We start from the raw sequence: 26,257 nt of genomic DNA on the forward strand, positions 1-26,257 counted from the left end.
CAACCTTGGCGGCGAATGCCTAAGCTACTGGCAGGAGACACGATGACCCGCCCACGACACAGCAAGAAGGACATCGAGGCGGCGCTGGTCCATGCCGAGGCGCAGGGCTGGCGGATTGAGCCCGCTTCGGGGCATGCCTGGGGCCGGCTGTACTGCCCACACAACGACAGCGAGTGCCGCTGTGGCGAGTTCTGCATCGTCAGTGTGTGGAGCAGGCAACTGCGCCGCGTGGTCGACAACTGCACGGGTGGCACATCCTCCGAGGAGGACGAGACATGACGACCTACGACTTTACCCTCAAGTTTGCGGTGCCCGGTGACCTCGGCATGGAGGCGCTGGAATCCCGCCTGTTCGAGGCGGGCTGTGACGATGCCTTGATCGGCGTTGGGCTGAAGGGGCGCTTGGCCCTGGAGTTTTCCCGCGAGGCGGGGTCGGCTCAGCAGGCGATTACCAGCGCCATGGCGGATGTGAAGCGCGCCATCCCTGAGGCCCGACTGATCGAGGTGGGGCCTGACCTGGTCGGCGTCACGGATATCGCCGAGCTACTGGATTTCACCCGCCAGAACATGCGCAAGTTGCTGCAAAAGCACCTGGCCACCTTTCCACTGCCGCTGCATGAAGGTCGTGCTTCCTTGTGGCACCTGACCGAAGTGCTGGACTGGTTCCAGACGCATCAGCGCAGGACCATCGACGAGGCGTTACGCGAGGTGGCACAGGCCGGCATGCAGGCCAATGTGGCCCGCGAGAGCCGCCGGGTGTCGCCGGAGCACATCCGCCACTTCGATGATGCCCTGGTGTCATAAATGACCAATCCGATGGAACCCGCTCGAATGGAAGCGCTCCCCAACGTCAGCACAGACGAGTCTGCCGACCTCGACACCCTGCTCAACACCCACTTTGCCGGCCGGGTGGTGCGCAAGGACCTGACCCAGCGGGTCAAGGAAGGCGCCAACGTGCCGGTGTACGTGCTGGAGTATCTGCTTGGCATGTACTGCGCCACCGACGATCCGGAGGTGATCGATGAGGGCCTGAAGAACGTCAAGACGATCCTCACCGACAACTACGTGCGCCCCGACGAGGCCGAGAAGGTCAAGTCGCTGGTCCGCGAGCGAGGCAGCTTCAAGGTGATCGACCGGGTGATGGTGCGCCTCAACGAGAAGCAGGACTGTTACGAGGCGGCGTTCAGCAACCTGGGCATCAAGGATGCCGAGATCTCGGCGGGCATCGTCAAGGAGCACGAGAAGCTGTTGGTGGGCGGGATCTGGGTGATCGCCACCCTGAGCTACTACCACGAGGAGGGTCAGCGCGGCTCGCCGTTCGGGGTCAGCCAGCTCAAGCCGATCCAGATGCCCCACATGAACATGGAGGAGCTGTTCGAGGGGCGGCGCGGTTTCACCACCGACCAGTGGCGCGAGGTCCTGGTGCGCTCCATCGGCATGGAGCCCGCCGAGCTCGACGCCGAGGTGCAGTGGCACCTGCTGGCCCGAATGATTCCCTTCGTCGAGAACAACTACAACGTCTGCGAGCTGGGCCCCCGCGGCACGGGCAAGAGCCATATCTACAAGGAGTGCTCACCCAACAGCATCCTGGTCTCGGGCGGCCAGACCACCGTGGCCAATCTGTTCTACAACATGAGCTCGCGGCGCATCGGCCTGGTGGGCATGTGGGACCTGGTGGCCTTCGACGAGGTGGCCGGCATCTCGTTCAAGGACAAGGACGGCGTGCAGATCATGAAGGACTACATGGCCTCCGGCTCCTTCGCTCGCGGGCGCGAGCAGATGGAGGCCTCTGCCTCCATGGTGTTCATCGGCAACATCAACCAGAGCGTCGAGTCGCTGGTGAAGACCAGCCACCTGCTGACCCCATTCCCCGACGCCATGATCGATGCCGCCTTCTTCGACCGCTTCCACGCCTATATCCCGGGCTGGGAGATCCCCAAGATGCGGCCATCGTTCTTCACCCAGCGCTACGGCTTCATTGTCGACTACCTGGCCGAGTTCTTCTGCGAGATGCGCAAGCGCAGCTTCGCCGATGCCATCGACCAGCACTTCCGCCTGGGCGACAACCTCAACCAGCGTGACGTCATCGCCGTGCGCAAGACCGTCTCCGGCCTGCTTAAGCTTTTGCACCCCCATGGCAAGTACCAGAAAGACGACGTCCGCCAGTGCCTGGCGTACGCCCTGCAGGTGCGCCGCCGGGTGAAGGAGCAGCTGAAGAAGATCGGCGGCATGGAGTTTTACGACGTCCACTTCAGCTACATCGACAAGGAGACGCTTGAGGAGCACTTCGTCTCGGTGAAGGAGCAGGGCGGCGGCGGGCTGATTCCCGAGGGCCTCGGCAAGCCAGGCGTGGTGCACACCATCGGACTCAGCGACAAGGGCATGCCGGGGGTCTACCGCATCGAGCTGCAGGTCACCGCCGGCAGCGGCAAGTTGGCGATGTCGGGGCTGTGGAACTCCACCGCCGCCAAGGAGCAGGTCAAGATGGCCTTCGACTACTTCAAGGCCAATGCCAGCCGCGTCAGCGGCTCCAGCAAGGTGCTGGAGCACGACTTCCACCTGCACGTGGTCGACCTGCAGAATACCGGCGTACTGCGCGACCTCGCCCTGGCCAGCCTGGTGGCCTTCGCATCAGGGTTGCTGGGCAGGCCCACCCAGGGCCAGATGGTGGTGCTGGGCGACATGAGCCTGGGCGGGAGCCTGAAGCCCGTGGAGAGCCTGGCCGAGTGCCTGCAGGTGTCCTTCGACGCCGGCGGCAAGCGCGTCACCCTGCCCATGGCCAGTGCCGCGGATATCGCCACCATTCCCGCCGAGCTGTTCACCAAGTTCCAGACCAGCTTCTATGCCGAGCCGGTGGATGCCGTGGTGAAGGCGCTGGGGGTGGAGTAATCCCCCTTACCCCGACAACGATTCTGGAGAGAATCTAGTGAGCACCGAACCCGAACTTATTCAGAGCCCACTCAGCCAGTCCATCACCCGCGATGGCCACACCCTGCAAGTCGATATCTACCGCCTGGAGGAGGAGGTCGACTGGCTGCTGGAGGTCGTTAACGCGGACGGCACCTCCCACGTCTGGGACGACCGCTTCACCACCGACCAGGCTGCCTTGGGTGCGCTGCATGCAGCCATCGATGAGGAGGGCATCGGTGTCTTTCTGGACTGACGCCTTGGCATAGAGGAAGCAATAGGAGGGTAGGGCGCGGGACGTCGCTGGTTGTTGCTCTCGCATGGAACCCATATGGAATCCACGGGAGCGACAACGAAAAACGGCCACTTGCTGCAAAGAGCTAAGTGGCCGTTTTTTCTGATATTTCTGGTCGGAGCGACAGGATTCGAACCTGCGACCTTTGCAACCCCATTGCAACGCGCTACCAAGCTGCGCCACGCTCCGATGCGGTTTTCGGGCTACCTGGCCTGTGGATCCTGGCCCCCGAGAACGAGGCGTATACTAGCGCGTCGCGGGGCAAATGAAAAGTCCCTTTTGCGCTTCCGTTTCAATTGCTTGGCGGGTCGTTTCGGCGAGGCCCCGGATCCCGGTGCTTCTGTCACACTGTCTGCAATGAGAACCTGCTCCGCGGGGAGCTGCCGAGAGGAGGGCGGATATGCCGTTGATCATGGGGATGAGCATGCTGCTGGCCTGCCAGTTTGCCGGCGAGCTGGTGGCGAGGGGACTCACGCTGTCGATACCGGGGCCGGTGATCGGCATGGTGATCCTGCTGGTGGCCTTGATGATCCGCGGCAAGGTGCCGTCGAGCCTGCGCCTGACGGGGGAGGGGCTGCTGCGCTACCTGACGCTGCTGTTCGTGCCCGCCGGGGTGGGGTTGATGGTGCACTTCGAGTTGATCGGGGCCGACCTCTGGCCGATCGTGGTGACCCTGGTGGTATCCACGGCGGTGACCCTGGGCGTGACGGCCTGGGTGCTGGAACGCCTGCAACATGGCCATTCCCGGCGCAACGGCGGGCCGGGAGGCAAGGCATGAATGTCGCCATCCTCGACCAGCTGTGGGTCTATCTCTCGGGCAATCCGCTGCTCTCGCTGCTGACGACCCTGCTGGTCTTTGTCCTGGCGGTGCGAATCAACCGCGCCGTGGGCGGTACCCCGCTGCTGCACCCGGTTACGCTCGCCATCGCCATGCTGATCGCCCTGCTGCTGCTGGTGGACATGGATTACCGTACCTACTTCGAGGGGGCCCAGTTCATCCACTTCCTGCTGGGGCCGGCCACGGTGGCCCTGGCGATTCCCTTGTATGACCATCGCGAGCGGGTGCGTCGCCTGCTGTGGCCGCTGTTGCTGGCCTGCGGGGCGGGGATCGTCACGGCGGTGGCGTCCACCCTGGGGTTGGCCATGCTGCTCGGCGCGCGCACCGAGACGCTGCTGTCGTTGGCGCCGCGCTCGGTTACCTCGCCGATCGCCATGGGCATCGCCGAGCAGATCGGCGGGATTCCCTCGCTGGCCGCCGGCCTGGTGTTGTTGACCGGTTCGATCGGCTGCGCCCTGGGGCCCTGGATCTTCCGCCTGCTGCGGATCAAGGATCCGGTGGTGCAGGGCTTCACGCTGGGGCTGGCGGCGCATGGCTTCGGCACCGCCCACGCCTTCGCCCGCCTGGGGGCCGTGGCCGGTGCCTTTTCCGGCCTGGCAATGGGGCTGACGGGCCTGCTGACCGCCTTCCTGTTGCCCCTGATCATCCGGCTGTTCGGCTTCGGCTGAGCTCACGTTCACGGGGGCGGGTACAACGCGACAGGATCACCTCGGTCCGGCACGGCAGGGGGTCCCTGCCTTGCCGTTCGCATCCTTCCCTGTGTGCCGCGCGCGCATCGCCCCCGGTATGTTCGAGGAGCGCTCAGATCTCTTCCCAGAGACGCTTGCGGAAGTCATGGGAGAGCTCTGCGGCCTTCTGCATCCGCTCCATCTGGGCGTCGGTCACCTCCTTGATGAGCTGCTGATAGCGCTCCTGCATCTCGGCCGGGGTCTGAGGGGTCTCCCCCTCGAAGGATTGGGCGATCTTCTGGCCGCTCTCGGCGAGTGCCTGGAGGAACTGCGACTCGAACTGCATGGCGTCGGCCATGCTCTCCATCCAGGCCAGCTGCATGCGAGCCATGGGCGTGGCCCCCTGCGTGAACTGTTTTTGCCACCACTCCATCATCGGCTCTGTCGCGGCCAGGGCAGGGTTGGCCGTGGTGTCTTTGTGCTTGGTCATGGTCGGTCTCCTTGGGGATCCCTGGCGGGATGAGGTATCACGTTCGGCTCTCCTCTGCAGTGTAGAAGATGAATGCGGTTTTGTGCGTTGCAGCGAAAGGGGCGTCGCCTGCGGCGCTTGGCGTGGAAGGCGTCCACGGGTCGGTCCTGGCGGCATGGTCTAGGGTGGTTGGGAGTCCGTCGGCGGTAGATTGAGGAGAAACGGGATGTGGCAAGCGATCAAATCGGTACTGGCGGCCTTCCTGGGGGTGCAGAAGGATGAGCGGCGGCGTGAGGACTTCGCGTCTAACCGTCCCGGCACCTTCATCGCGGCGGGGCTGCTCTTGGGGTTGGTGTTCGTGGTGCTGGTGGCGCTCGTGGCCATGCTGGCAGCGCGCTGAACGGCCCAGCGTTGACGATGCCGTTTACCTGCCTCGTGGCGACAGGGGTGACGAACTGTCGCACTCTTCTATACTGCCTCAAGCGCTCGCTAATACAACAATGACCCTGAGGAGGCGCCGATGCGCACGTTGCTCGTGTGGATGGCGGGGGGGCTGGCCTCCGCAGCCCTGACCCCGATTGCGCTGGCCAATGGCTGGAACATGCCGGTCGGTGTCACGGCGCTCAGCCGTGACATCTATTCCCTGCACATGATCATCTTCTGGATCTGCGTGATCATCGGGGTCATCGTCTTCGGGGCGATGTTCTACTCGCTGTTTCGCTATCGCCATTCGCGTGGCGCCAAGGCGGCCACCTTCCACGAGCACACCAGCGTGGAGGTGATCTGGACGGCGATCCCGCTGCTGATTCTGGTGGCCATGGCAGTGCCCGCCACCGCCACCCTCAAGAACATGTATGACACCTCCGAGGCCGACCTCGACATCATGGTCACCGGCCAGCAGTGGCGCTGGCGCTACGAGTATCTGGGAGAAGAGGTCGCCTTCACCTCCAATCTGAGCACCCCCCGCGAGCAGATCAGCGGCGCCGACGAGAAGGGCGAGAACTACCTGCTCGAGGTAGACGAGCCGCTGGTGCTGCCGGTGGGACAGAAGGTGCGCCTGCTGCTGACGTCGGACGACGTCATCCACTCCTGGTGGGTGCCGGATCTCGCGGTCAAGCAGGACGCCATCCCCGGATTCGTCAACGAGAACTGGGTGCGCATCGAAGAGCCCGGCATCTATCGCGGCCAGTGCACCGAACTGTGCGGCAAGGACCATGCCTTCATGCCGGTGGTGGTCGAGGCCGTCGAGCAGGAGCGCTTCGACGAGTGGCTGGCCGAGCGCAAGGTGGCCGCCGCGCAGGAGGCCGCTGGCGTCGATCGCGAGTGGGGCATGGATGAGCTGATGGCGCGTGGCGAGCAGGTCTACGGCTCGGTGTGTGCCACCTGCCACCAGCCCGACGGCAGCGGCAATCCGCCTGCCTTCCCCGCGCTGGCCGGCAACCAGGCATTGATGAATGAACGCGATCGTCATATCAACACGGTGATCAATGGCGTCTCGGGGGCCGCGATGCCGGCGTTCCGCAATACGCTCAATGCGGTGGAAATTGCCGCGGTGATCACCTACGAACGCAATGCCTGGGGCAACGAGACTGGCGACAGCGTGCAACCGTCGGAAATCGCCGAACGTATCGCCGACCAGGGCGAGTGACCGGCCTTTCCGTTTCTCTTTCGTGATTGCCAACAGGGAGATTTCCGATGGCGTCCCACCTGCCTCCCAAGCCCACCCCGCAGCACAGCACGGCCACTGCCGGTGGCATGGCCGAGACCGGTCATGCCCGGCCCCGTGGGCTGCTGCGCTGGCTACTGACCACCAACCACAAGGAGATCGGTACTCTCTACCTGCTCTTCTCGCTGACCATGTTCTTCATCGGGGGGATCTTCGCCTTGGTGGTGCGTGCCGAGCTGTTCCAGCCCGGCCTGCAGTTGGTGCTGCCCGAGTTCTTCAACCAGATGACCACCATGCACGGCTTGATCATGGTGTTCGGGGCGATCATGCCCGCCTTTGTGGGACTGGCGAACTGGATGGTGCCACTGCAGATCGGCGCCCCGGACATGGCCCTGCCGCGCTTGAACAACCTCAGCTTCTGGCTGCTGCCGGTGGCCTTCACGCTGCTGCTCAGCACCCTGCTGATGCCGGGCGGCGGGCCCAATTTCGGCTGGACCTTCTACGCGCCGCTTTCCACCACCTACGCGCCGCCTTCCACCACCTTCTTCATCCTCTCGCTGCATATTGCCGGCATCAGCTCGATCCTCGGTGCCATCAATATCATCGCCACCATCCTCAACCTGCGCGCCCCGGGGATGCGAATGATGGACATGCCGCTGTTCGTCTGGACCTGGCTGATCACCGCCTTCCTGCTGATCGCGGTGATGCCGGTGCTGGCCGGGGTGGTCACCATGATGCTGATGGACATCAACTTCGGCACCAGCTTCTTCAACGCCGCCGGCGGCGGTGACCCGGTGCTATTCCAGCACCTGTTCTGGTTCTTCGGGCATCCCGAGGTCTACATCATGATCCTGCCGGCCTTCGGCATCGTTTCGGCGATCATCCCGACCTTCTCCCGCAAGCGGCTGTTCGGTTACGCCTCCATGGTTTACGCCACTTCGGCGATTGCCATCCTCTCCTTCCTGGTCTGGGCTCATCACATGTTCGTGGTGGGGCTGCCGCTGGTGGCGGAGCTGTTCTTCATGTACACCACCATGCTGATCGCGGTGCCCACCGGGGTGAAGGTCTTCAACTGGGTGGCGACGATGTTCCGCGGCTCGATCAGCTTCGAGCCGCCGATGCTGTTCGCGCTGGCCTTCGTGGTGCAGTTCACGGTCGGTGGCTTCTCGGGACTGATGCTGGCCATCTCGCCGGCCGACTTCCAATATCACGACACCTACTTCGTGGTGGCCCACTTCCATTATGTGCTGGTGCCCGGCGCGCTCTTCGCGATCCTGGCCGGCGCCTACTACTGGCTGCCCAAGTGGACCGGCCACTACCCGCACCTGCGGCTGTCCCAGTGGCACTTCTGGTTGTCGGTGATCGGCGTCAACCTGACCTTCTTCCCGATGCACTTCTCGGGGCTCGCCGGCATGCCGCGTCGTATTCCCGACTACGCGCTGCAGTTCGCCGATTTCAACCTGGCCTCGAGCCTGGGGGCCTTCCTCTTCGGTACCTCTCAGTTGCTCTTCGTGCTGGTGATCATCAAGTGCGTGCGTGGTGGCGAGAAGGCCCCGGCCAAGGCCTGGGAGGGCGCCGAGGACTTGGAGTGGAGCGTACCCAGTCCGGCCCCGTTGCACACCTTCGAGACGCCCCCGGACTTTCATCCCCATCGGCACTGAGTGGCGTCGGCAGCGATGCAGGCAGCGGTGTCGCACCGCGGGCCGATCAAAGAAGGAGACAGCGCATGAGTGGTGGCAGCTACTATGTTCCGGAGTCCAGCAAGTGGCCCATCCTGGCGTCGCTGGCGCTGGGGGCGATGATGATCGGCATCGGCACGCTGCTGGTGCATGGCATGGCCGGCATGCCGGTCATGGCGCTCGGCCTGGTCGGCGTGCTGGCGGTGATGGCGTTGTGGTTCCGCGATGTCATCCTCGAATCGCGGGGCGGGCTCTACGATCACCAGATGGATCGCTCCTTCCGCTGGGGGATGGGCTGGTTCATCTTCTCGGAGGTGATGTTCTTCGCCGCCTTCTTCGGCGCGCTCTTCTACGTGCGGACCTTTGCGCTGCCCTGGCTCGATGGCGAGGGCGCCAAGGGGGTGGCGGCCTTGCTGTGGCCGGACTTCACCGCCAGCTGGCCTCTGCTCAACCCGCCTGACGTCTCCATCGAGGGGCCGCAGGAGACCTTCAGCCCCTGGCACCTGCCGCTGGTCAATACCCTGATCCTGGTCTCCTCCAGCATCACCCTGACCATCGCCCACGAGGGCCTCAAGGAAGGCCTCCGTGACAGTGCCCGCTTCTGGCTCACGGTGACCGTGCTGCTGGGGCTCTGCTTCATCTCCATCCAGGGAGTCGAGTACTACGAGGCCTATGCCCATTACGGCATCACCCTGCAGGCGGGCATCTATGGCGCCACCTTCTTCCTGCTCACCGGCTTCCACGGGCTTCATGTGATCATCGGTACCATCATCCTGTCGGTGATGCTGATACGGGTGTTCCGCGGGCACTTCACAACTGACGATCACTTCGGCTTCGAGGCGGCGGCCTGGTACTGGCACTTCGTCGACGTGGTATGGATCGGTCTGTTCATCTTCGTCTATGTGTTCTGATCCCGGGAGCAGAGCTACCCTCCTGGTCAGCCGCCGAGGCTGCCCTGGGTGAAGCCGTAGCCAAGCAGGACGAGCAGCAGGACGGCCAGGGCCACACGGATCTTGAGGGAGATCAGCACGCGCCGTGAGCGGCTGCCGTCGCGGACCAGGAAACCGGCACCCACGGCCAGGCTCATGACCATCGCCAGAAAGACAAGGGCTATCAATATCTTGAGAAACATTCACGGCTCCAAGAAAGGGTCGGTATCCGGCGCGCATCGCGGCCCTTCAGCGGCCCGTCGGATGGGCTGGTGGGGGTTCTGGACCTGCCTGGTGGTGCTGGGCCTCGCACTCGGACTATGGCAGTGGGAGCGTGCCGCCGACAAGCGCGACTATCTGGCTCGCCTGGCGGCCGCACCGCGGATCGAGGCCCCGTCGGCGGCTCCGCCAACCGGTGCGCAGCTGGTCCTGCAGGGCGAATACCTTGCCGAGCAGACCCTGTTCCTCGACAACCGCATCCATGGGGGGCGCCTCGGGGTGGCGCCCCTGACGCCGTTTCGCGACGTCAATGGGCGCATCTGGCTGGTCCAGCGGGGTTTCCTGGCGACCGGCCCGACCCGAAACGACCCGAGGGTCGAGACGCCCGGTGGCGTGGTCACCCTGGAGGGCCGTTGGCAGACGGCCGGCGAGGCGGCACCACTGTTCGGCCCCAATCGGGAGGGCAGCCGCCTGCAACGCATCGACCTCGCGGCCTGGGAGCTGGAGTCGGCCTTCGCGCATCCAGGCTGGCTGCACCTCGAGCAGGGGCCGGGCCATCTCGAGTCCTGGTGGCAGCCAAGCGTAGTGCCGCCGGAGCGCCACCTGGGCTATGCCTTTCAATGGTGGGGGCTGGCCCTGGCCGCCCTGGTGATCATGCTGGTGGGGGCGAGGCGCCAGGCACGCCGCCCCGACACGGTGTCCATCCCGCGCAAGGAGATTCCCCGATGACTCATGCCGGACGTCAGCGCCTCAAGCTGTTGGCTTTCTTCGCAATCTTCGCCCTGCCGGTGGCCGTCGCCTGGGGCATGGTGGAGTGGCGCATCGGGATTCCCGAAGGACGCACCGCCCATGGCGAGTTGCAACCCTCGCTGCCCCTCCTGTCGCAGTGGCCGCTGACGCCCGTGGAGAAGCAAGGAGAGAGCGACTGGTGGCTGGTCTTCGACTGCCCCCAGGCGTGTGACGCCAATGCCGATCGCTGGTGGCGCCTGCATCGCGCCCTGGGTCGCGAGGCCGACCGGGTCAGCCGCCTGCGCATCGGCGGAGGCGGCGAGCCGCTTCCCGGCGCGGCCCTGGCGCAGTGGACGGGCGAGACCGACTGGCGCTCCCCCCATCGCCTCTGGATCCTCGACCCCGAGGGTCGACCCGTGCTCGGTTATGCCCCGGAGGTCGCGACCGCTGACGTGCTCGATGACCTGCGACGCCTGCTGCGCATGAACCCCGAGCCCCCCATGGCGCGGTTCGACCACGCCTCGAGCGTGGTGGGGGGCGGCGCCGATGGCGAGTAGCGCGTGGGCAGCAGGCGATGACAGCCGCCGTCGATGGCTGGTGGGGCTGAGCCTGGCAGGCGGGGTCTTCACCGCCGTGGTGGTACTGGTGGGGGCCTGGACGCGGCTGGTGGATGCCGGCCTCGGGTGTCCCGACTGGCCGGGGTGCTACGGGGCCCTGGTGGTACCGGATGCCGAACGCGCCCTGGCGCATTCCCCCGAGGTGCCGCTGGAGTCCGCCAAGGCCTGGGTGGAGATGGTGCACCGCTATCTGGCCTCGACCCTGGGGCTGCTGGTCATCGCCCTGGTGGTGCTGGGCGCGCGGTGGCGCCGGGAAGCGGGCTATCCCTGGTCCATCAGCCTGGCGCTGCTGGCGGTGATCCTGCTGCAGGGCGCGTTCGGGGCCTTCACGGTGACCCTCAAGCTATGGCCGCAGGTGGTGACCCTGCACCTGCTGGGGGGCCTGACGGTGATGCTGCTGTTCCTGTGGCTGCATCTGCGGCTGCGCCGGTTCTCGTCCGGCGTGGGCAGGGGGGCACCACGCCGGCGCCTGACGCCGCTGTGGGGGCTGGCCGTGCTATTGCTGGTGGGGCAGCTGGCGCTGGGCGGCTGGACCTCGAGCAACTATGCCGGGATCGCCTGCCAGGGCTTTCCCACCTGCAACGGCCAGTGGTGGCCGGCGATGGACTGGAGCGAGGGCTTCCACCTGACCCAGACGGTGGGCCCCAACTACCTGCATGGCCAGTTGCATGCCGAGGCGCGCAGTGCCATCCAGGTCGGGCACCGGCTTGGCGCGCTGGCCCTCGGCCTGAGCCTGCTGCTGCTCGCCTGGCGCCATCGGCGAGCGGCGGAGATGCGTCCCTGGCTGGCATTGCTGGGCGGGGCCTATGGCATTCAGGTGGCGATCGGCATCGCCAACGTGCTGGCCTGGCTGCCCTTGTGGCTGGCCCTGCTGCACACCGCCGGTGCAGTGCTGCTGGTGGTGGCCATGGCCCTGGCCCTGTGGCACTGGCGTTGGTCGACGGTCCCGACGGCGGTCGAGCCGGCGGGCGCCCGGAAAACTGCAACGAAAGAGGAGTTGGCTCATGTCTGACGTCATGATGGAGCGTGCGCCGGTCGGCCATCTCGCCGGCTGGGGTTGGCGAGACCTCTATACGCTGTGCAAGCCCCGGGTGGTGGCGGTGATGCTGGTCTGTACCCTGGTCGGCATGCTACTGGCCGCACCGCTGCCAGATCCCGGGGCCGTGGTCTTTGGCCTGATCGGTATCGGGCTGGCCGCCGGTGGGGCCGCGGCCTTCAACCATGTGGTCGACCGCCGCCTGGATGCGCTGATGCTGCGCACCGCCCGACGACCGCTGGCGACCCAGCGCATGCCCACGTCGCTGGCCCTGGTCTGGGCGACGCTGCTCTCGGCCTGCGGCATCGGGTTGCTGGCCTGGCAGGTCAACCTGTTGACGGCCTGGCTGACCCTGGGCTCGCTGATCGGCTATGCGCTCATCTATACCGCCTTCCTCAAGCATGCCACGCCGCAGAATATCGTCATCGGCGGGGTGGCCGGGGCCGCGCCGCCGCTGCTGGGTTGGACGGCGGTCACCGGCCAGCTGGGCCCCGAGCCGCTGCTGCTGATGTTGATCATCTTCGCCTGGACGCCGCCGCACTTCTGGGCGCTGGCCATCCACAAGCGCGACGAGTATGCCCGAGCCGGGGTGCCAATGCTGCCGGTCACCCATGGCGAGGCCTTCACGCGATTGCAGGTGTGGCTATATGGCTGGCTGACCGTGGCGGTGACCCTGCTGCCCTTCACCATCGACATGAGCGGGACGCTCTACCTGGTGGGGGTGATGGCGCTCAACCTGCGCTTCATGGTGTGGAACTGGCGGGTCTGGCGCGGCCATGATCCGCAGGCCCCGCTGGCGGCCTTCTGGTTTTCCATCCGCTACATCCTGGGCGTCTTTGGCGTGCTGCTGCTGGATCACTATGGCGCCGCCTGGATGCTGGCTGCCTGAGGTCTCGTCTCCCGACGCAACGAGCCCGGCCATTTGGCCGGGCTCGTTGCGTCATGGTCGTCGTCAGATCACCAGAGCGTGATGATCAGGAAGTAGGCCATCAGGGTCACCAGTACCGTGCTGATCAGGTTGAGCATGAAGCCGGCACGGATCATCGACTGGATCTTCATGTGGCCGGTGGCGAAGACGATCGCGTTGGGGGGCGTGGCCACTGGCATCATGAAGGCGCAGCTGGCGGCGATGGCGGCCGGCACCGTGATCAGCAGCGGCGAGATGTCCAGCGACAGGGCCAGCGCCCCGAGCAGCGGCAGGAAGGCGGCGGCGGTGGCGGTATTGGAGGTCAGCTCGGTGAGGAAGATGATCACCAGCACCACCACGCCGACCATCGCCAGCAGCGGGAAGGTGCCGAACACGCCGAGCTGCCCGGCGATCCACTCCGCCAGGCCCGAGCGACTGATCGAGCCGGCCAGGGCCAGGCCACCACCGAACAGCAGCAGGATGCCCCAGGGCAGCTCGCGCGCCGCGTCCCAGTCCATCAGCCGCACGCCGGGCTCGCGGCCGGATGGCACCAGGAAGAGCGAAATGCCGGCGATGATGGCGATGCCCGTGTCGGAGAGCCAGTCGAGTCCCGCGTCATTGAGCAGAGGGCGCAGCATCCAGGTCACCGCGGCTAACAGGAAGACGATGCCCACGCGGCGCTCGGCGGGGCTGGTCCGGCCGAGCTTGGCCAGCTCGTCGCGGACCATGCCGGCACTGTCCTCACCGGCGTCCAGGGCGAAGCCGCGACGGGTCAGCCACCACCAGGCGCAGGCCATCATGGCGGCACTGATCGGCAGGCCGATCATCATCCACTGGGCAAAGCCGATATCGATGCCGCGGTCCTCGGCCAGGTAGCCGGCCAGCAGGGCATTGGGCGGCGTGCCGATCAGGGTGGCCACGCCGCCGATGCTGGCGGAGTAGGCGATGGCCAGCAGCAGGGCCGTGGCGTAGCGGAGCAGTTCTTCGGGGTCGCTGTCGTTCAGCAGGCTGACCACCGACATGCCGATCGGCAGCATCATGATGGCAGTGGCCGTGTTGGACACCCACATGCTGAGAAAGCCCGTGGCCAGCATGAAGCCGCCGATCTGCTGGCGAGGCTGGTGGCCGACCACTCGCAGCACGTGCAGGGCGATGCGTCGATGCAGGTTCCAGCGCTGCATGGCGATGCCGAGCAGGAAGCCGCCGAGGAACAGATAGATGATCGGGTTGGCATAGCTCGCGGCCGTCTCGCTGATGCCGCCGATCCCCAGCGCCGGCACCAGTGCCAACGGCAGCAGCGAGGTGGCGGGAATCGGGATCGCTTCGGTGGACCACCAGGTGGCCATCAGCAGAGCGAGGCCCACGCAGGCCCAGGCCGGTTCGGCCATACCGGCCGGGGCGGGCAGTAACAGGGTCATCAGCACCCAGAGGGGGCCTAGCCACAGGCCGATGCGCACGGAGAGGGGAGGCGTCGAGGGCTTGCCGTTAGAGTCATCGGTGGTGGACATCATCGCTCCTTGCCGAGATGAGAGGGGACGAGAAACTACGTAAGCTGCACGCATCGTACAAGGGCAACGGTGTCCGGCATGGCCACCGTTTCGAGAGGCAGGCGCCGACGTGTAGAATGCTGCTACCTGCCACGAAAATACCGGGACATGCCCATGACCAATACCCTGGCACTGATACTTCTCGGCCTGGCCCTGGCCATCATCGCCGGCCTCGGGGCTTACGCCTACACCCTCTGGAAGGAGGTGCAGCGACGCAAGGACTTCCGAGAGGAGGAACTGCAGCGCGCCCATCGGAATTGCCTGGAGAATCTCGAGATGGTCGCCGCGGCGCTGGTACAGGAGCAGGTCGATATCACCGAGGGTAGTTGGCGCTGCAAGGTGCTGCTGGAGATCCTCGACCAGAAGCTGACCGAGCGCCCCGATTTCCGGGCCTTCGACGAGGTGCATCGCCGCACCCGCCACCTGCATACCCATTCCGCGCGCCAGGCGCTCAATTCCCGCGATCGCTTCCAAGAGGATCGCGAGCGCCTGGCCGTGGAGGAGGAGTTCCGCGAGCCGGTGCTCAAGGCGGCGGCAGCGGTGATGGAGTTTCGCCGCGGCTGGCCGGGCAGCCTGCACTGAGTGATGCTCGCCAACCGCCCGCGTTTGTGACGGGCCGAGGTTTCGTGCGGTCGTGCACCATCCTTAGATTGCAACCTCCCGGTCTCTGCTGCATGCTTGTCGTATCTCGTAGATGGTTGATATATGGCTGTTGGCCACGGCCATCGGAGGACCGGACTGGCCGAGAAGGCACTTCCGTGCTTTCTTGGTAAGTGCAGGAAGCGGGTCGGGGGCCGCTTCCTTCGGGTCATTCCTCGGAACCCCGGGTAATGAAGGCATTTGCCTGTCACGCCGGGATGACGTCAAGAAGAAGGAGTCTTACATGAAAAAATCTACGACTGGCTTGTTGCTCGGTTCCGCGCTGGTGGTCGGCCTGTCCGGCTGTGCCAGCTCTGCTTCCCAATCCAGTGACGCTGCCGGCGTATCGTCCGATCGGGCCTGGTACCAGCACCCGGCCGTCTGTGGCCTGGCCGGCGGCCTGATCGGCGGTGGCATTGGCTACGCGTCAAGCGGCGATTCCGATGAGGACACTGGTGCTGCCATCGGTACCACCGCCGGTGCCACTATCGGTGCCATGCTGTGTGCCGACACCTCGCCGGCACCGGTCGCGCCGGCGCCGCGCGATACCGACGGCGACGGCGTCATCGATGCCGATGACCAGTGTCCTGGAACCCCGGCCGGCGTAGCCGTGGATGCCGTGGGCTGCCCGCTGGATTCCGACAGCGACGGCGTGCCGGACTATCAGGATCAGTGCCCGGGTACCCCGGCCGGTGCCGAGGTCAACGCCCTGGGCTGCGAAGAGGACCTGGTCCTGCGTGACGTCAACTTCGAGTTCGATTCCGCGATCCTGACCATGGGCGCCGAGCAGATTCTCGAAGACGTGGCCGGGAAGCTGCGTGCTAACCAGAACGTCCGCGTGCGCATCGAGGGTCATACCGACTCCATGGGCAGCGAGGCCTACAACCAGCAGCTGTCCCAGCGTCGTGCCGACTCCGTGGCCGACTATCTGGCCAGCCAGGGTGTCCGGCCGAACCGCATGCAGACGACCGGCTACGGTGAATCCCAGCCGGTGGCCAGCAACGATACCGATGCGGGTCGTGCCGAGAACCGTCGCGTGGAACTGGGCGAGTGGGAGTGATCCTGCCCTGACCCGACCCATGGCCCCGGGCGTGTCCTGAGGCCGACGGTAGATCGAGAGAAGGCGCCTCCGGGCGCCTTCTCCCGTGTCGGGCGCCGTGTTCCGCCATGGCGCCTCAGGGTGTGCGTCTGCTAGGCTAGGCGTCGCTTTTTCCACGACCATTCTTCTGGCGACACGTGATCCCTGGTATGGATCACCACTGCGCACAAGGAACCCTTCATGCCCATCGTGACCCTGCCCGACGGCAGTCAGAGATCCTTCGACGCCCCCCTCACCGTGATGCAGCTGGCCGAGAGCATCGGCCCCGGCCTCGCCAAGGCCTGCGTGGCCGGCAAGATCGATGGTGTGGCGGTAGACGCCGCCGATGTCATCGACCGCGACGCCGAGGTGGCGATCCTCACCGGCCGCGATCCTGACGGCCTGGAGGTCATCCGCCACTCCTGTGCCCACCTGATCGGCCATGCCGTCAAGCAGCTCTATCCCGGTGCCAGGATGGCCATCGGCCCGGTGATCGAGGATGGCTTCTACTACGACGTCGACTTCGGGCGTTCGGTGACCCCGGAGGATCTCGAGGCGATCGAGGTCCGCATGAAGGCGCTGATCGATCACGAGTATGACGTGGTGCGCGAGTACGTCGACCGCGACCAGGCGATGCTGACCTTCCTGCATCGTGAGGAGCCCTACAAGCAGGAGATCGTCCGCGAGATTCCCGAAGGGCAGACCATCCGTCTCTACCATCACGAGGAATATGTGGACATGTGCCGGGGGCCTCACGTGCCCAACACCCGGCACCTGAAGGCGTTCAAGCTGACCAAGCTGGCCGGTGCCTACTGGCGCGGCAACGCCGAGAACCCGATGCTGACGCGCATCTACGGTACGGCCTGGCCCGACAAGAAGCAGCTCAAGGCCTATCTCAAGCGGCTCGAGGAGGCCGAGAAGCGCGACCATCGCAAGCTGGCGAAGAAGATGGATCTGTTCCACCTCCAGGAAGAGGCGCCGGGCATGGTCTTCTGGCACCCTAACGGCTGGACCATCTACCAGGCCCTGGAACAGTACATGCGCCGGGTGCAGAACGATAACGGCTACCAGGAGATCAAGACGCCGCAGATCGTCGATCTTTCGCTGTGGAAGGCCTCCGGTCACTGGGGCCACTACAGCGACATGATGTTCACCACCGAGTCGGAGAAGCGCGACTACGCCGTCAAGCCGATGAACTGTCCCTGCCACGTGCAGGTGTTCAACCAGGGCCTGAAGAGTTACCGTGACTTGCCGCTGCGCCTGGCCGAGTTCGGCAGCTGTCACCGCAACGAGCCCTCCGGTGCCCTGCACGGCCTGATGCGGGTGCGCGGCTTCACCCAGGACGATGCGCATATCTTCTGCACCGAGGGGCAGATCCAGTCCGAGGCCGAGGCCTTCATCGCCCTGACCATGAAGGTCTACCGGGAGCTCGGCTTCGATGACGTGGAGCTCAAGCTCTCCACCCGCCCCGAGGGATTCATGGGCGAGCCGGCGCTCTGGGACCGTGCCGAAGCCGGGCTCGAGGCCGCGCTCGACGCCACCGGCCTCGAGTGGGAGCTGCAGCCGGGCGAGGGCGCCTTCTACGGACCCAAGATCGAGTTCTCGCTGCGTGACTGCCTCAACCGGGTCTGGCAGTGCGGGACCCTGCAGCTGGACTTCAACCTGCCGGGGCGGCTAGGGGCCCAGTTCGTCGACGAGGACGGTGTCCGCAAGACGCCGGTGATGCTGCATCGGGCAATCCTCGGCTCCTTCGAGCGCTTCCTCGGCATCCTCATCGAGCACTATGCCGGCGCCATGCCGCTGTGGCTGGCCCCCCAGCAGGTGGTGGTCATGACCATCACCGACGCGCAGCGCGACTATGCCGTATCGCTGGTGGAGCGTTTGCAGAAAGTCGGTCTGCGCGTCAAGTCGGACTTGAGGAATGAGAAGATCGGCTTTAAAATCCGCGAGCATACGTTGCAGAAGGTCCCCTATCTCCTGGTGGTGGGAGATAAGGAAGTCGAGTCCGACTTGGTGGCCGTGCGTACGCGCAGCGGCGAGAATCTTGGTACGATGGGGGTGGATGCCTTCATCGACCGTGTTCGGGCCGAGCGGCAATAGCGACATCTTCCCAAGCTGAAGTGGAGACGGAACCATCAAGCGAAGCAACCCCAGAGGGCGCGCCCAAGACAAGCGCCCCCCCATGAATGAGCGGATTACCGAGGATCAGGTTCGCCTGATCGACAGCGACGGCGAGCAGATGGGCGTTGTGCCCACCAGCGATGCGCTGGAGCGCGCCGAAGCGGCCGGTATGGACCTCGTGCAGATTTCCAACGCCGATCCGATCGTCTGCAAGATCATGGATTACGGCAAGTTCGTCTTCGAGCAGAAGAAGCAGAAGTCTGCTCAGAAGAAGAAGACGAAGCAGATCCAGGTCAAGGAAGTGAAATTCCGGCCTGGCACCGACGAGGGCGACTATCAGGTCAAGATGAAGAACCTGATCCGCTTCCTCGAAGGTGGCGACAAGGGCAAGGTCACGCTGCGCTTCCGCGGTCGCGAGATGGCGCACCAGGACATCGGTCGCAAGCTGATGGAGCGGATCGCCGCCGATCTCGAGGAGATCGGGAGCGTGGAGTCCTTCCCCAAGATGGAAGGGCGCCAGATGATCATGATCATTGCCCCCAAGAAGAAGCAGTAAGAGAAGAAGTGATCCGACGGCCAGTTCAACGGGCGGAAGGCGACTAGGCCTTCCGTTGGCCACGGATTTTCTGAAGAAACCTCGAGCGGAGTTAACCTCATGCCGAAGATCAAGAGCAACAGCGGCGCTGCCAAGCGCTTCAAGAAGACGGCCAACGGCTTCAAGCACAAGCAGTCGTTCCGCAGCCACATCCTGACCAAGAAGTCCACCAAGCGGAAGCGTCATCTGCGTGGGATGAAGCAGATCCACGACGCCGACAAGCAGCTCGTGCAGCGCATGCTGCCGAACCTGTAACACCCCGGGTGAACCCCTCTAACGTCAGGAGAAAGCCATGACTCGTGTCAAGCGTGGTGTCGTCGCACGTCGTCGTCACAAGAAGATTCTCAAGCAGGCCAAGGGCTACTACGGTGCCCGTTCACGCGTCTTTCGCGTCGCCAAGCAGGCCGTCATCAAGGCCGGTCAGTACGCGTACCGTGACCGCCGCCAGCGCAAGCGCCAGTTCCGCGCCCTGTGGATCCAGCGCATCAATGCCGGTGCCCGTCAGCACGGCCTGTCCTACAGTCGCTTCGTCGGTGGCCTGAAGAAGGCCGGTATCGAGATCGACCGCAAGGTGCTGGCCGATCTGGCCGTTCACGAGAAGGCTGCCTTTGCCGCCATCGTCGAGAAGGCCAAGGCTGCCCAGTAAGGGACGTCGACCCTTGGCTGGCCGCGGTTCTCGCCGTGACGCCGGACCATGATCGTCGCAGGGGAAGAGCAGCCGCTCTTCCCCTGTTTTTTTGAAAGACTTCTTGGAAAGACTTCGGAGCTCAACGGATGGATCACCTTCCCACTCTGGTTGCCGAGGCCCGCGACGCCATTCACGCCGCCGACAGCCTGGCCGCGCTGGACGAACTGCGCGTCCGCTATCTCGGCAAGAAGGGCGAGATCACCGCGCTGCTCAAGGGGCTCGGCAAGCTGGCTGCCGAGGAGCGCCCGGCCGCAGGCGAGCGCATCAACCAGGCCAAGCAGGCCTTGGGCAAGGAACTGGACGAGCGGCGTCAGGCGCTGGAGAAGGCGGCCCTCGAGGCGCGCCTGGCCGCCGAACGCCTCGACGTGACCCTGCCGGGACGCGGCCAGCCCAGCGGCGGCCTGCACCCGGTGACCCTGACGCTGGAGCGCATCGAGGGGCTCTTCACCCGCATCGGCTATGACGTGGCGGTCGGTCCCGAGATCGAGGACGACTACCACAACTTCGAGGCCCTCAATATCCCCGCGCACCACCCGGCGCGGGGCATGGCCGATACCTTCTACTTCGATGCCACCCGGCTGCTGAGGACCCATACCTCGCCGGTACAGGTGCGGACCATGAAGGAGGCCGAGCCGCCGATCCGTATCGTCTGTCCCGGGCGCGTCTACCGTAGCGATTCCGACCTGACCCATACCCCCATGTTCCATCAGGTCGAGGGGTTGCTGGTCGATGAAGACGTCAGCTTCGCCGACCTCAAGGGCACCATCCAGGACTTCCTGCACGCCTTCTTCGAGCGTGATGACCTCTCGGTGCGCTTCCGGCCCTCCTACTTCCCCTTCACCGAGCCCTCGGCGGAAGTCGACATCCAGTGCGTGATGTGTGGTGGCGATGGCTGCCGGGTCTGCTCCCATAGCGGCTGGCTGGAAGTGATGGGCTGCGGGATGGTGCATCCCGAGGTGTTCCGCCACTCAGGCATCGACGCCGAGCGCTATACGGGCTTTGCCTTCGGCATGGGCGCCGAGCGCCTGGCCATGCTGCGCTACGGCGTCAACGACCTGCGGCTGTTCTTCGACAACGATCTGCGCTTCCTGCGCCAGTTCGCCTGATCGACCACCGGATAAGCAGAACACAGGATACGTCATGAAATTTTCCGAACAGTGGCTGCGTGACTGGGTCTCGCCGGCGCTCTCCACCCAGGCGCTGGCCGACCAGATCACCATGGCCGGCCTGGAAGTCGATGCCGTGGAACCGGTGGCCGCGGCCTTCAGCGAGGTCGTGGTGGCGGAAGTGATCGGCAAGGCGCCGCATCCCGATGCCGACAAACTCAATGTCTGTCGGGTCGATGACGGCAGCGGCGAGCCCGTCCAGGTGGTCTGCGGGGCGCCCAATGTGGCCGTGGGGCAGAAGGTCCCCTTCGCCCGGGTCGGTGCGGTGCTGCCCGGCGACTTCACGATCAGGAAGGCCAAGCTGCGCGGCGTCGAGTCCCGCGGCATGATCTGCTCGGCCTCCGAGCTGGGCCTCGAGGAGACGACCTCCGCGGGTATCCTCGTGTTGCCGGCCAGCGCGCCGATCGGCGAGGGCTTGCGTGACTTCATGGGCCTCGACGATCACACCATCGAGGTGGACCTGACGCCGAACCGCGGGGACTGCCTGAGCCTCAAGGGGCTGGCCCGCGAGGTCGGGGTGCTCAACCGGCTGGCCGTCAAGGGGCCCGACCTTACCCCGGTGGCCGCCACCTTTGATGAGACCTTCCCGGTGCGTGTCGAGGACGGTGAGCGCTGTCCGCGCTACATCGGCCGCCTGATCAAGGGCGTCGACGTCACCGCCGAGACCCCGCTGTGGATGGTCGAGCGGCTGCGTCGCAGCGGCATTCGCGCCATCGACCCGGTGGTGGATGTCACCAACTACGTGATGCTCGAGCTTGGCCAGCCCCTGCATGCCTTCGATCGCGCCAACCTGCACGGCAGCGTGGTCGTGCGGCTGGCACGCGAAGGCGAGCAGCTGGTGCTGCTCGACGGCCAGGCGATCACCCTGGATGGCGCCACGCTGGTCATCGCCGACGAACGTGGCCCGCTGGCCATCGCCGGCATCATGGGCGGCGAGCACTCCGGCGTGAGCCCCGAGACCCGCGACATCTTCCTCGAGGCGGCCTTCTTCTCGCCGCTGGCGGTCGCCGGTCAGGCGCGTTCCTATGGTCTGCATACCGACGCCTCGCACCGCTTCGAGCGCGGTGTCGACCCGGCGCTCGCCCGTGAGGCCGCCGAGCGGGCCACCGTCCTGCTGCTGGCGATCACCGGTGGCGAGCCGGGGCCGCTGGTCGAGGTGGCAAGCGAGCCGCACCTGCCGGACGGCCGCGAGGCGACGCTGCGGGCGGCGCGACTGGAGCAGGCACTGGGCAAGTCGCTGCCCCGTGACGAGGTCACCGAGATCCTCGAGCGCCTCGGCCTGGTGGCCGAGGTCTCCGACCAGGGCTGGAGCGTGCAGGTCCCGAGCTGGCGCTTCGACATCGCCATCGAGGAAGACCTGATCGAGGAGGTGGCGCGCATCCACGGTTACAATCGCCTGCCGGTGCGGCGTCCCCAGGTCCGCCTGGCCCTGCGTCCGGCCCACGAGGCGCACACGCCGCTGGCGCGGCTGCGTCGCCAGATGGTCGCGCGTGGCTACCAGGAGGCCGTGACCTACAGCTTCGTCGCCCCCGAGCTGCAGCAGGTGCTGCATCCCGAGGCGGTATCGCCGACGCTGGCCAACCCCATCTCCAGCGACCTCTCGGTGATGCGCGCGAGCCTCTTTCCCGGCCTGGTGCGGGCCCTGCAGCATAACCTCAATCGCCAGCAGGACCGGGTACGACTGTTCGAGACCGGCCTCACCTTCCGTGGCGAGCTCGACCACCTGCACCAGACCCCGATGCTCGGGGCGCTGGTCTGCGGGCCTCGCGAGCCGGAGGGCTGGACCGGGGGCAGGGAGCCGGTTGACTTCTTCGACCTCAAGGGCGACCTGGAGAGCCTGCTGGCCCTGGGCGAGCCCGAGGCCTGGCGCTTCGAGCCGGGCGAGCATCCGGCCCTGCACCCGGGTCAGTGCGCGCGCATCCTGCACCGCGGCGAGGAGGCCGGCTGGATCGGCACCCTGCACCCGGCGGTACGTGCCAAGCTGGGCCTCAAGGTCGATGCGTTGCTCTTCGAGGTGCGCCTCGATGCGCTGACCCAGGGCCGGGTGCCGGCCTTTACGCCGCTGTCGCGCCATCCCGAGGTGCGCCGCGACCTGGCCTTCCTGGTCGACGAGGGGCTGCCGGTGCAGTCGCTGCTCGACACCATCCGCGCCCAGGCCGGCGAGTGGCTGGTGGAGTCACACCTGTTCGATGTCTACCAGGGCAAGGGGGTGCCCGAGGGTCTCAAGAGCGTAGCCCTGGGCTTGACCTGGCAGCATCCATCACGCACGCTTAATGACGAGGAAATCAATCAGTTGGTTGATGCCATCGTCGCGGAGTCGCGTCAGCATCTGGGGGCGGAATTGCGCGCATGAGGCCCGAGTGTCTCGTCGATCGGCAGGACCAGCGCCATGAGGACGACAACATGGGGGTGACAAGATGGGTGTGACAAGATGGGTGCGCTGACCAAGGCGGAACTGGCCGAACATCTGCACGCCGAGCTTGGCCTCTCCAAGCGCGAGGCCAAGTTTATGGTGGAGGCCTTCTTCGAGGAGATACGCGGCTGCCTGCGCGAGAACGAGCAGGTCAAGCTCTCGGGCTTCGGCAACTTCGACCTGCGTGACAAGCGTGAACGACCCGGCCGCAACCCCAAGACCGGCGAGGAGATCCCGATCTCCGCGCGGCGGGTGGTCACTTTCCGGCCCGGCCAGAAGCTCAAGAGCCAGGTCGAGGGGTACCGTGGCGAGGCCCACTGATACTCATGCCAAGCATGAAAAACGCCACTCCTTGGAGTGGCGTTTTTCATGGCCAGGGGCTCGGCGTGTCGTCACACGCCGCCGCCGTTCTCCAGCATCCAGGTGATCACCACCTTCAGGACATAGCCCAGCATCCCGGCGCCCAGCACCACGAACAGCATGATGGTGCCGAAGCGGCCGGCCTGGGACTTCTTCGCCAGGTCCCAGATGATGAAACACATGAAGAGGATCAGGCCGCCGATCATGATCGGGGTGATCCAGGTCTCGAAGGTCTGCTGCATGTTGTCTCCGTGCACGCCGCGGGGGAAAGCCGACCAGTATACTCGGGCATTGGCGTCGCCTGCAGGTGCCAGGGCGTGGCCCCATGCCGCAGCCTCGTGTTAATATCCGAGCGAAATTCTCAGGTAAATCCATGACATGCCCATGCTCAAGATCTTCGTAGGAACCATGTATGGCGGTGCCCTGGACGTCGCCGAGCAGGTCAAGCCGCTGTTCGAGGAGGCCGGCTACGAGGTGGCCATCTTCGACCAGCCGACCCTCGACGACCTCATCGGCTCGCCCACCGACCTGGCGCTGTTCTGCGTCTCGACCACCGGCAGCGGCGACCTGCCCGGCAACATCGTGCCCTTCGCCCGCGACCTCGAGGAACGCAGTCCCGGTCTCGAGGGACTTCGCTATGGCCTCATCGCCCTGGGCGACAGCTCCTACGGCGAGACCTTCTGTGGCGCCGGGCGCCACCTTGACGCGCTGCTCGAGGGGCAGGGGGCGCAGCGCCTCGGTGAGCGTCTCGAGGTAGATGCCATGGAGACCTTCATGGCGGACGACGAGGCCCTGCCCTGGGTCGAGCAGTGGATCGATGCCCAGCAGCTGAAGGTGGCTTGACGTGGGCGCGACGCCGACAGCGGAGCGCCTCAGCCTGCTGCTGGGACTCGGGATACTGATGCTGGCGACCCTGCCACGCTACCTGGTCGCAGGGCACGACACACGCCTGTCGTTGATGCTGATGGCGCTGGCGGTGGTGGCCGTGGTGAGCGTACTGCAGTGGCGGCTGCTCTCCGGGGAGGCGCGCTCGCGCCTCCCCGCGCTGCTGCGTCGGCTGGGGCTCTGCCTGGGCGCGGGCCTGGTGGTGATGGCGGCCTGGCTCGCCCTGACCAGCGACTTCTTCGGCTGGGAGCTGTTGGTCTCCCACGGCGCCACATTGGGGCTGCTGCTGCATGCCCTGTGGCTGTGGGTCAGGGTGCCTCGCTGAACTCGGCCCCAGCTACCTTGCCCCTTGCGCTCAGCCGAGCGTATAGCAGGGCACATAGTCCCCGGTGAGCTTCATGCGACCCTGGTCGACGAAGGAGGCCAGCAGCTCGTCGAGGCGCGCCATCAGCGCCAGTTCGGCGTGCAGGCGGAAGGGGCCATGGGCCTCTATTGCGAGGATGCCCTTTTCCTTGACGTTGCCGGCGACAATGCCCGAGAAGGCGCGGCGTAGATTGGCGGCCAGCTCATGCACCGGCTGCTCCCGGTGGAGCGCCAGGCCGGCCATGGCCTCGTGGGTGGGCTCGAAGGGCTCCTGGAAGTCCCGGGCCACGGTGAGTCGCCAATTGTAGTAGAAGGCGTCCTGGCGGCTGCGGCGATACTCGGTCACCGCATCGATGTTCTTGCGCATGGTACGGGCGACCTCGACGGCGTCGTCGACGACGATGCGGTAGAGCTGGCGCACCTCCTCGCCCAGGGTGTAGACCAGAAACTCGTCGATGCGCTTGAAGTAGTCAGCAGAGTTGGCGGGCCCGGTGAGGATCACCGGCAGCTCCATGTCGGCATTGTCCGGGTGCAGCAAGATCCCCAGCAGGTAGAGGATCTCCTCGGCAGTGCCCACGCCCCCCGGGAAGACGATGATGCCGTGCCCTAGCCGCACGAACGCCTCGAGGCGCTTCTCGATGTCGGGCATCACCACCAGCTCGTTGACGATGGGGTTGGGCGCTTCGGCGGCGATGATGCCGGGTTCCGAGACCCCCAGGTAGCGCCCCTGGGTGCGACGCTGCTTGGCATGAGCCACGTTGGCACCCTTCATGGGCCCCTTCATGGCGCCGGGACCGCAACCAGTGCAGATGTCCAGCTCGCGTAGTCCCAGGTGGTAGCCGACGGACTTGGTGTAGTCGTACTCCTCGCGGGAGATCGAGTGGCCGCCCCAGCAGACGACCAGGCTGGGGTCGCGTCCGGGCTTGAGGGTCCCGGCCTTGCGCAGGATATGGAAGACGGCGTTGGTGGTGCCCACGGCGGTCTGCAGGTCGAAGCGATGGCGGGTCTGGATCTCGTTGTAGACGTAGACGATGTCGCGCAGCACCGCGGAGAGGTGCTCACGGATGCCGCGAATCATCTTGCCGTCGACGAAGGCCTCGGCGGGGGCGTTGGTGATCTTGAGGCGCACCCCGCGGTCCTGCTGCAGCACCTCGATGTCGAAGTCGCGGTAGGTCTCGAGCAGGGCCAGGCCATCATCGGTCAAGTTGCCGCAATTGAGTACCGCCAGCGAGCAGTTGCGCAGCAGGTCGTGAAGGCCGCTCTTGGAGGTGTCGTGGAGGCGCTCGACTTCCTGCTGGGAGAGGATCTCGAGGCTGCCTTCCGGCGAGATGGTGGTGGAAATGGTGTCGGGCATCCTTGGCGTTTCCTGTCGTCATGGCGCATTGCTCGTCCTGGGATGCTACCACGCCGCGCCATGGGCGGGCATCGCTGCGGGCCTGACGGC

The 26,257-nt window shown here is 65.7% G+C and carries 30 protein-coding genes and 1 tRNA gene; 25 read left to right on the forward strand and 6 right to left on the reverse strand.

Translation table 11 applies throughout. The features are described 5' to 3' along the window. Window positions 1–42: 42 nt before the first annotated feature. Genes OP498_RS00500 through OP498_RS00515 form a run of 4 tightly spaced genes read left to right on the forward strand, consistent with a single transcriptional unit; the run spans window position 43 to window position 3,162 of the window. Window positions 43–279 carry a hypothetical protein gene (locus tag OP498_RS00500; RefSeq protein WP_280551654.1) on the forward strand — a complete coding sequence of 79 codons (237 nt, stop codon included), beginning with the start codon at window positions 43–45 and terminating at the stop codon, window positions 277–279. After that, window positions 276–803, forward strand: coding sequence for a DNA-binding protein (locus OP498_RS00505; RefSeq protein ID WP_280551656.1), 528 nt, complete (start codon window positions 276–278; stop codon window positions 801–803). The genes OP498_RS00500 and OP498_RS00505 overlap by 4 nt, the downstream gene beginning before the upstream one ends. 27 nt (window positions 804–830) lie before the next feature. Beyond that, window positions 831–2,888 (forward strand): protease Lon-related BREX system protein BrxL, encoded by a 2,058-nt coding sequence (brxL, locus tag OP498_RS00510; RefSeq protein ID WP_280551658.1) that lies wholly within the window; start codon window positions 831–833, stop codon window positions 2,886–2,888. 37 nt (window positions 2,889–2,925) lie between these two features. After that, window positions 2,926–3,162, forward strand: a complete 237-nt coding sequence (locus OP498_RS00515; RefSeq protein ID WP_280545981.1) for a hypothetical protein — start codon at window positions 2,926–2,928, stop codon at window positions 3,160–3,162. A 151-nt stretch (window positions 3,163–3,313) separates the two neighbouring features. Here the strand turns inward: OP498_RS00515 and OP498_RS00520 are convergent. After that, window positions 3,314–3,390: transfer RNA gene (locus tag OP498_RS00520), tRNA-Pro, on the reverse strand. Window positions 3,391–3,601: 211 nt separating this feature from the next. On the opposite strand from OP498_RS00520, the gene OP498_RS00525 reads away from it, so the two are divergent. Further along, window positions 3,602–3,979: a CidA/LrgA family protein gene (locus tag OP498_RS00525; RefSeq protein WP_280545980.1), complete on the forward strand. Its 378-nt coding sequence runs from the start codon at window positions 3,602–3,604 to the stop codon at window positions 3,977–3,979. Further along, window positions 3,976–4,707, forward strand: coding sequence for an LrgB family protein (locus tag OP498_RS00530; protein ID WP_280545979.1), 732 nt, complete (start codon window positions 3,976–3,978; stop codon window positions 4,705–4,707). Before OP498_RS00525 ends, OP498_RS00530 begins: the two co-directional genes overlap by 4 nt. A gap of 133 nt (window positions 4,708–4,840) precedes the next feature. Here OP498_RS00530 and OP498_RS00535 read toward each other — a convergent pair whose 3' ends face one another. Beyond that, on the reverse strand, window positions 4,841–5,197 hold the full coding sequence (locus OP498_RS00535; RefSeq protein ID WP_280545978.1) for a hypothetical protein: 357 nt from the start codon (window positions 5,195–5,197) through the stop codon (window positions 4,841–4,843). 205 nt (window positions 5,198–5,402) lie between these two features. On the opposite strand from OP498_RS00535, the gene OP498_RS00540 reads away from it, so the two are divergent. The 4 genes from OP498_RS00540 to OP498_RS00555 all read left to right on the forward strand — a co-directional run bounded on the left by OP498_RS00540 (window position 5,403) and on the right by OP498_RS00555 (window position 9,432). Then, window positions 5,403–5,576: a DUF2970 domain-containing protein gene (locus OP498_RS00540; protein WP_280545977.1), complete on the forward strand. Its 174-nt coding sequence runs from the start codon at window positions 5,403–5,405 to the stop codon at window positions 5,574–5,576. A 120-nt stretch (window positions 5,577–5,696) separates the two neighbouring features. Further along, the gene (coxB, locus tag OP498_RS00545; RefSeq protein WP_280545976.1) at window positions 5,697–6,824 is read left to right on the forward strand and encodes a cytochrome c oxidase subunit II; all 1,128 of its coding nucleotides are present in this window, start codon (window positions 5,697–5,699) and stop codon (window positions 6,822–6,824) included. Between the two features lie 47 nt (window positions 6,825–6,871). Then, entirely contained in the window at window positions 6,872–8,503 is a 1,632-nt protein-coding gene (ctaD, locus tag OP498_RS00550) for a cytochrome c oxidase subunit I (RefSeq protein ID WP_280545975.1), read from the forward strand. 65 nt (window positions 8,504–8,568) lie between these two features. After that, the gene (locus tag OP498_RS00555; protein ID WP_280545974.1) at window positions 8,569–9,432 is read left to right on the forward strand and encodes a cytochrome c oxidase subunit 3; all 864 of its coding nucleotides are present in this window, start codon (window positions 8,569–8,571) and stop codon (window positions 9,430–9,432) included. Window positions 9,433–9,458: 26 nt separating this feature from the next. On the opposite strand, the gene OP498_RS00560 is transcribed toward OP498_RS00555, so the two are convergent. Continuing rightward, window positions 9,459–9,653, reverse strand: coding sequence for a DUF2909 family protein (locus tag OP498_RS00560; protein ID WP_280545973.1), 195 nt, complete (start codon window positions 9,651–9,653; stop codon window positions 9,459–9,461). 91 nt (window positions 9,654–9,744) lie between these two features. Here OP498_RS00560 and OP498_RS00565 point away from each other — a divergent pair, with 91 nt between their 5' ends. Genes OP498_RS00565 through OP498_RS00580 form a run of 4 tightly spaced genes read left to right on the forward strand, consistent with a single transcriptional unit; the run spans window position 9,745 to window position 12,940 of the window. After that, window positions 9,745–10,398, forward strand: coding sequence for an SURF1 family protein (locus tag OP498_RS00565; protein ID WP_348533468.1), 654 nt, complete (start codon window positions 9,745–9,747; stop codon window positions 10,396–10,398). After that, window positions 10,395–10,955, forward strand: a complete 561-nt coding sequence (locus OP498_RS00570) for a hypothetical protein (RefSeq protein ID WP_280545968.1) — start codon at window positions 10,395–10,397, stop codon at window positions 10,953–10,955. The genes OP498_RS00565 and OP498_RS00570 overlap by 4 nt, the downstream gene beginning before the upstream one ends. Beyond that, window positions 10,945–12,027 (forward strand): COX15/CtaA family protein, encoded by a 1,083-nt coding sequence (locus tag OP498_RS00575; RefSeq protein WP_280545967.1) that lies wholly within the window; start codon window positions 10,945–10,947, stop codon window positions 12,025–12,027. The genes OP498_RS00570 and OP498_RS00575 overlap by 11 nt, the downstream gene beginning before the upstream one ends. Next, on the forward strand, window positions 12,020–12,940 hold the full coding sequence (locus tag OP498_RS00580; RefSeq protein WP_280545965.1) for a heme o synthase: 921 nt from the start codon (window positions 12,020–12,022) through the stop codon (window positions 12,938–12,940). Before OP498_RS00575 ends, OP498_RS00580 begins: the two co-directional genes overlap by 8 nt. Window positions 12,941–13,008: 68 nt before the next feature. On the opposite strand, the gene OP498_RS00585 is transcribed toward OP498_RS00580, so the two are convergent. Further along, window positions 13,009–14,466: an SLC13 family permease gene (locus tag OP498_RS00585; RefSeq protein WP_280545964.1), complete on the reverse strand. Its 1,458-nt coding sequence runs from the start codon at window positions 14,464–14,466 to the stop codon at window positions 13,009–13,011. A 153-nt stretch (window positions 14,467–14,619) separates the two neighbouring features. On the opposite strand from OP498_RS00585, the gene OP498_RS00590 reads away from it, so the two are divergent. The 9 genes from OP498_RS00590 to ihfA all read left to right on the forward strand — a co-directional run bounded on the left by OP498_RS00590 (window position 14,620) and on the right by ihfA (window position 23,526). Then, a complete protein-coding gene (locus OP498_RS00590; RefSeq protein ID WP_280545963.1) occupies window positions 14,620–15,087 on the forward strand; it encodes a DUF2489 domain-containing protein in 468 nt (155 codons plus the stop codon). A 301-nt stretch (window positions 15,088–15,388) separates the two neighbouring features. Further along, entirely contained in the window at window positions 15,389–16,204 is an 816-nt protein-coding gene (locus OP498_RS00595) for an OmpA family protein (protein WP_280545962.1), read from the forward strand. Window positions 16,205–16,423: 219 nt separating this feature from the next. After that, on the forward strand, window positions 16,424–18,322 hold the full coding sequence (thrS, locus tag OP498_RS00600) for a threonine--tRNA ligase (protein WP_280545961.1): 1,899 nt from the start codon (window positions 16,424–16,426) through the stop codon (window positions 18,320–18,322). Between the two features lie 34 nt (window positions 18,323–18,356). Then, a complete protein-coding gene (gene infC, locus OP498_RS00605; protein ID WP_280546026.1) occupies window positions 18,357–18,899 on the forward strand; it encodes a translation initiation factor IF-3 in 543 nt (180 codons plus the stop codon). A 99-nt stretch (window positions 18,900–18,998) separates the two neighbouring features. Continuing rightward, window positions 18,999–19,193: a 50S ribosomal protein L35 gene (gene rpmI, locus OP498_RS00610; RefSeq protein WP_280545960.1), complete on the forward strand. Its 195-nt coding sequence runs from the start codon at window positions 18,999–19,001 to the stop codon at window positions 19,191–19,193. Between the two features lie 37 nt (window positions 19,194–19,230). After that, window positions 19,231–19,584 carry a 50S ribosomal protein L20 gene (gene rplT, locus OP498_RS00615; protein WP_021817421.1) on the forward strand — a complete coding sequence of 118 codons (354 nt, stop codon included), beginning with the start codon at window positions 19,231–19,233 and terminating at the stop codon, window positions 19,582–19,584. A 128-nt stretch (window positions 19,585–19,712) separates the two neighbouring features. Further along, a complete protein-coding gene (gene pheS, locus OP498_RS00620) occupies window positions 19,713–20,732 on the forward strand; it encodes a phenylalanine--tRNA ligase subunit alpha (RefSeq protein ID WP_280545957.1) in 1,020 nt (339 codons plus the stop codon). Between the two features lie 34 nt (window positions 20,733–20,766). Then, a complete protein-coding gene (gene pheT / locus OP498_RS00625; protein WP_280551660.1) occupies window positions 20,767–23,145 on the forward strand; it encodes a phenylalanine--tRNA ligase subunit beta in 2,379 nt (792 codons plus the stop codon). Window positions 23,146–23,223: 78 nt separating this feature from the next. Next, a complete protein-coding gene (gene ihfA, locus OP498_RS00630; RefSeq protein WP_280545955.1) occupies window positions 23,224–23,526 on the forward strand; it encodes an integration host factor subunit alpha in 303 nt (100 codons plus the stop codon). 71 nt (window positions 23,527–23,597) lie between these two features. Here the strand turns inward: ihfA and OP498_RS00635 are convergent, their stop codons facing one another. Further along, a complete protein-coding gene (locus OP498_RS00635) occupies window positions 23,598–23,807 on the reverse strand; it encodes a DUF2788 domain-containing protein (RefSeq protein ID WP_280545953.1) in 210 nt (69 codons plus the stop codon). Window positions 23,808–23,943: 136 nt separating this feature from the next. Here OP498_RS00635 and OP498_RS00640 point away from each other — a divergent pair, with 136 nt between their 5' ends. Both OP498_RS00640 and OP498_RS00645 read left to right on the forward strand, forming a co-directional pair. Continuing rightward, a complete protein-coding gene (locus tag OP498_RS00640) occupies window positions 23,944–24,408 on the forward strand; it encodes a flavodoxin (RefSeq protein WP_280545952.1) in 465 nt (154 codons plus the stop codon). A gap of 1 nt (window position 24,409) precedes the next feature. Then, window positions 24,410–24,775, forward strand: a complete 366-nt coding sequence (locus OP498_RS00645; protein WP_280545950.1) for a hypothetical protein — start codon at window positions 24,410–24,412, stop codon at window positions 24,773–24,775. 30 nt (window positions 24,776–24,805) lie between these two features. Here OP498_RS00645 and ppnN read toward each other — a convergent pair whose 3' ends face one another. Beyond that, window positions 24,806–26,167: a nucleotide 5'-monophosphate nucleosidase PpnN gene (gene ppnN / locus OP498_RS00650; protein ID WP_280545949.1), complete on the reverse strand. Its 1,362-nt coding sequence runs from the start codon at window positions 26,165–26,167 to the stop codon at window positions 24,806–24,808. Window positions 26,168–26,257 lie beyond the last annotated feature (90 nt).

This window comes from Halomonas sp. 25-S5 (assembly GCF_029889845.1).
Classification (GTDB): domain Bacteria; phylum Pseudomonadota; class Gammaproteobacteria; order Pseudomonadales; family Halomonadaceae; genus Halomonas.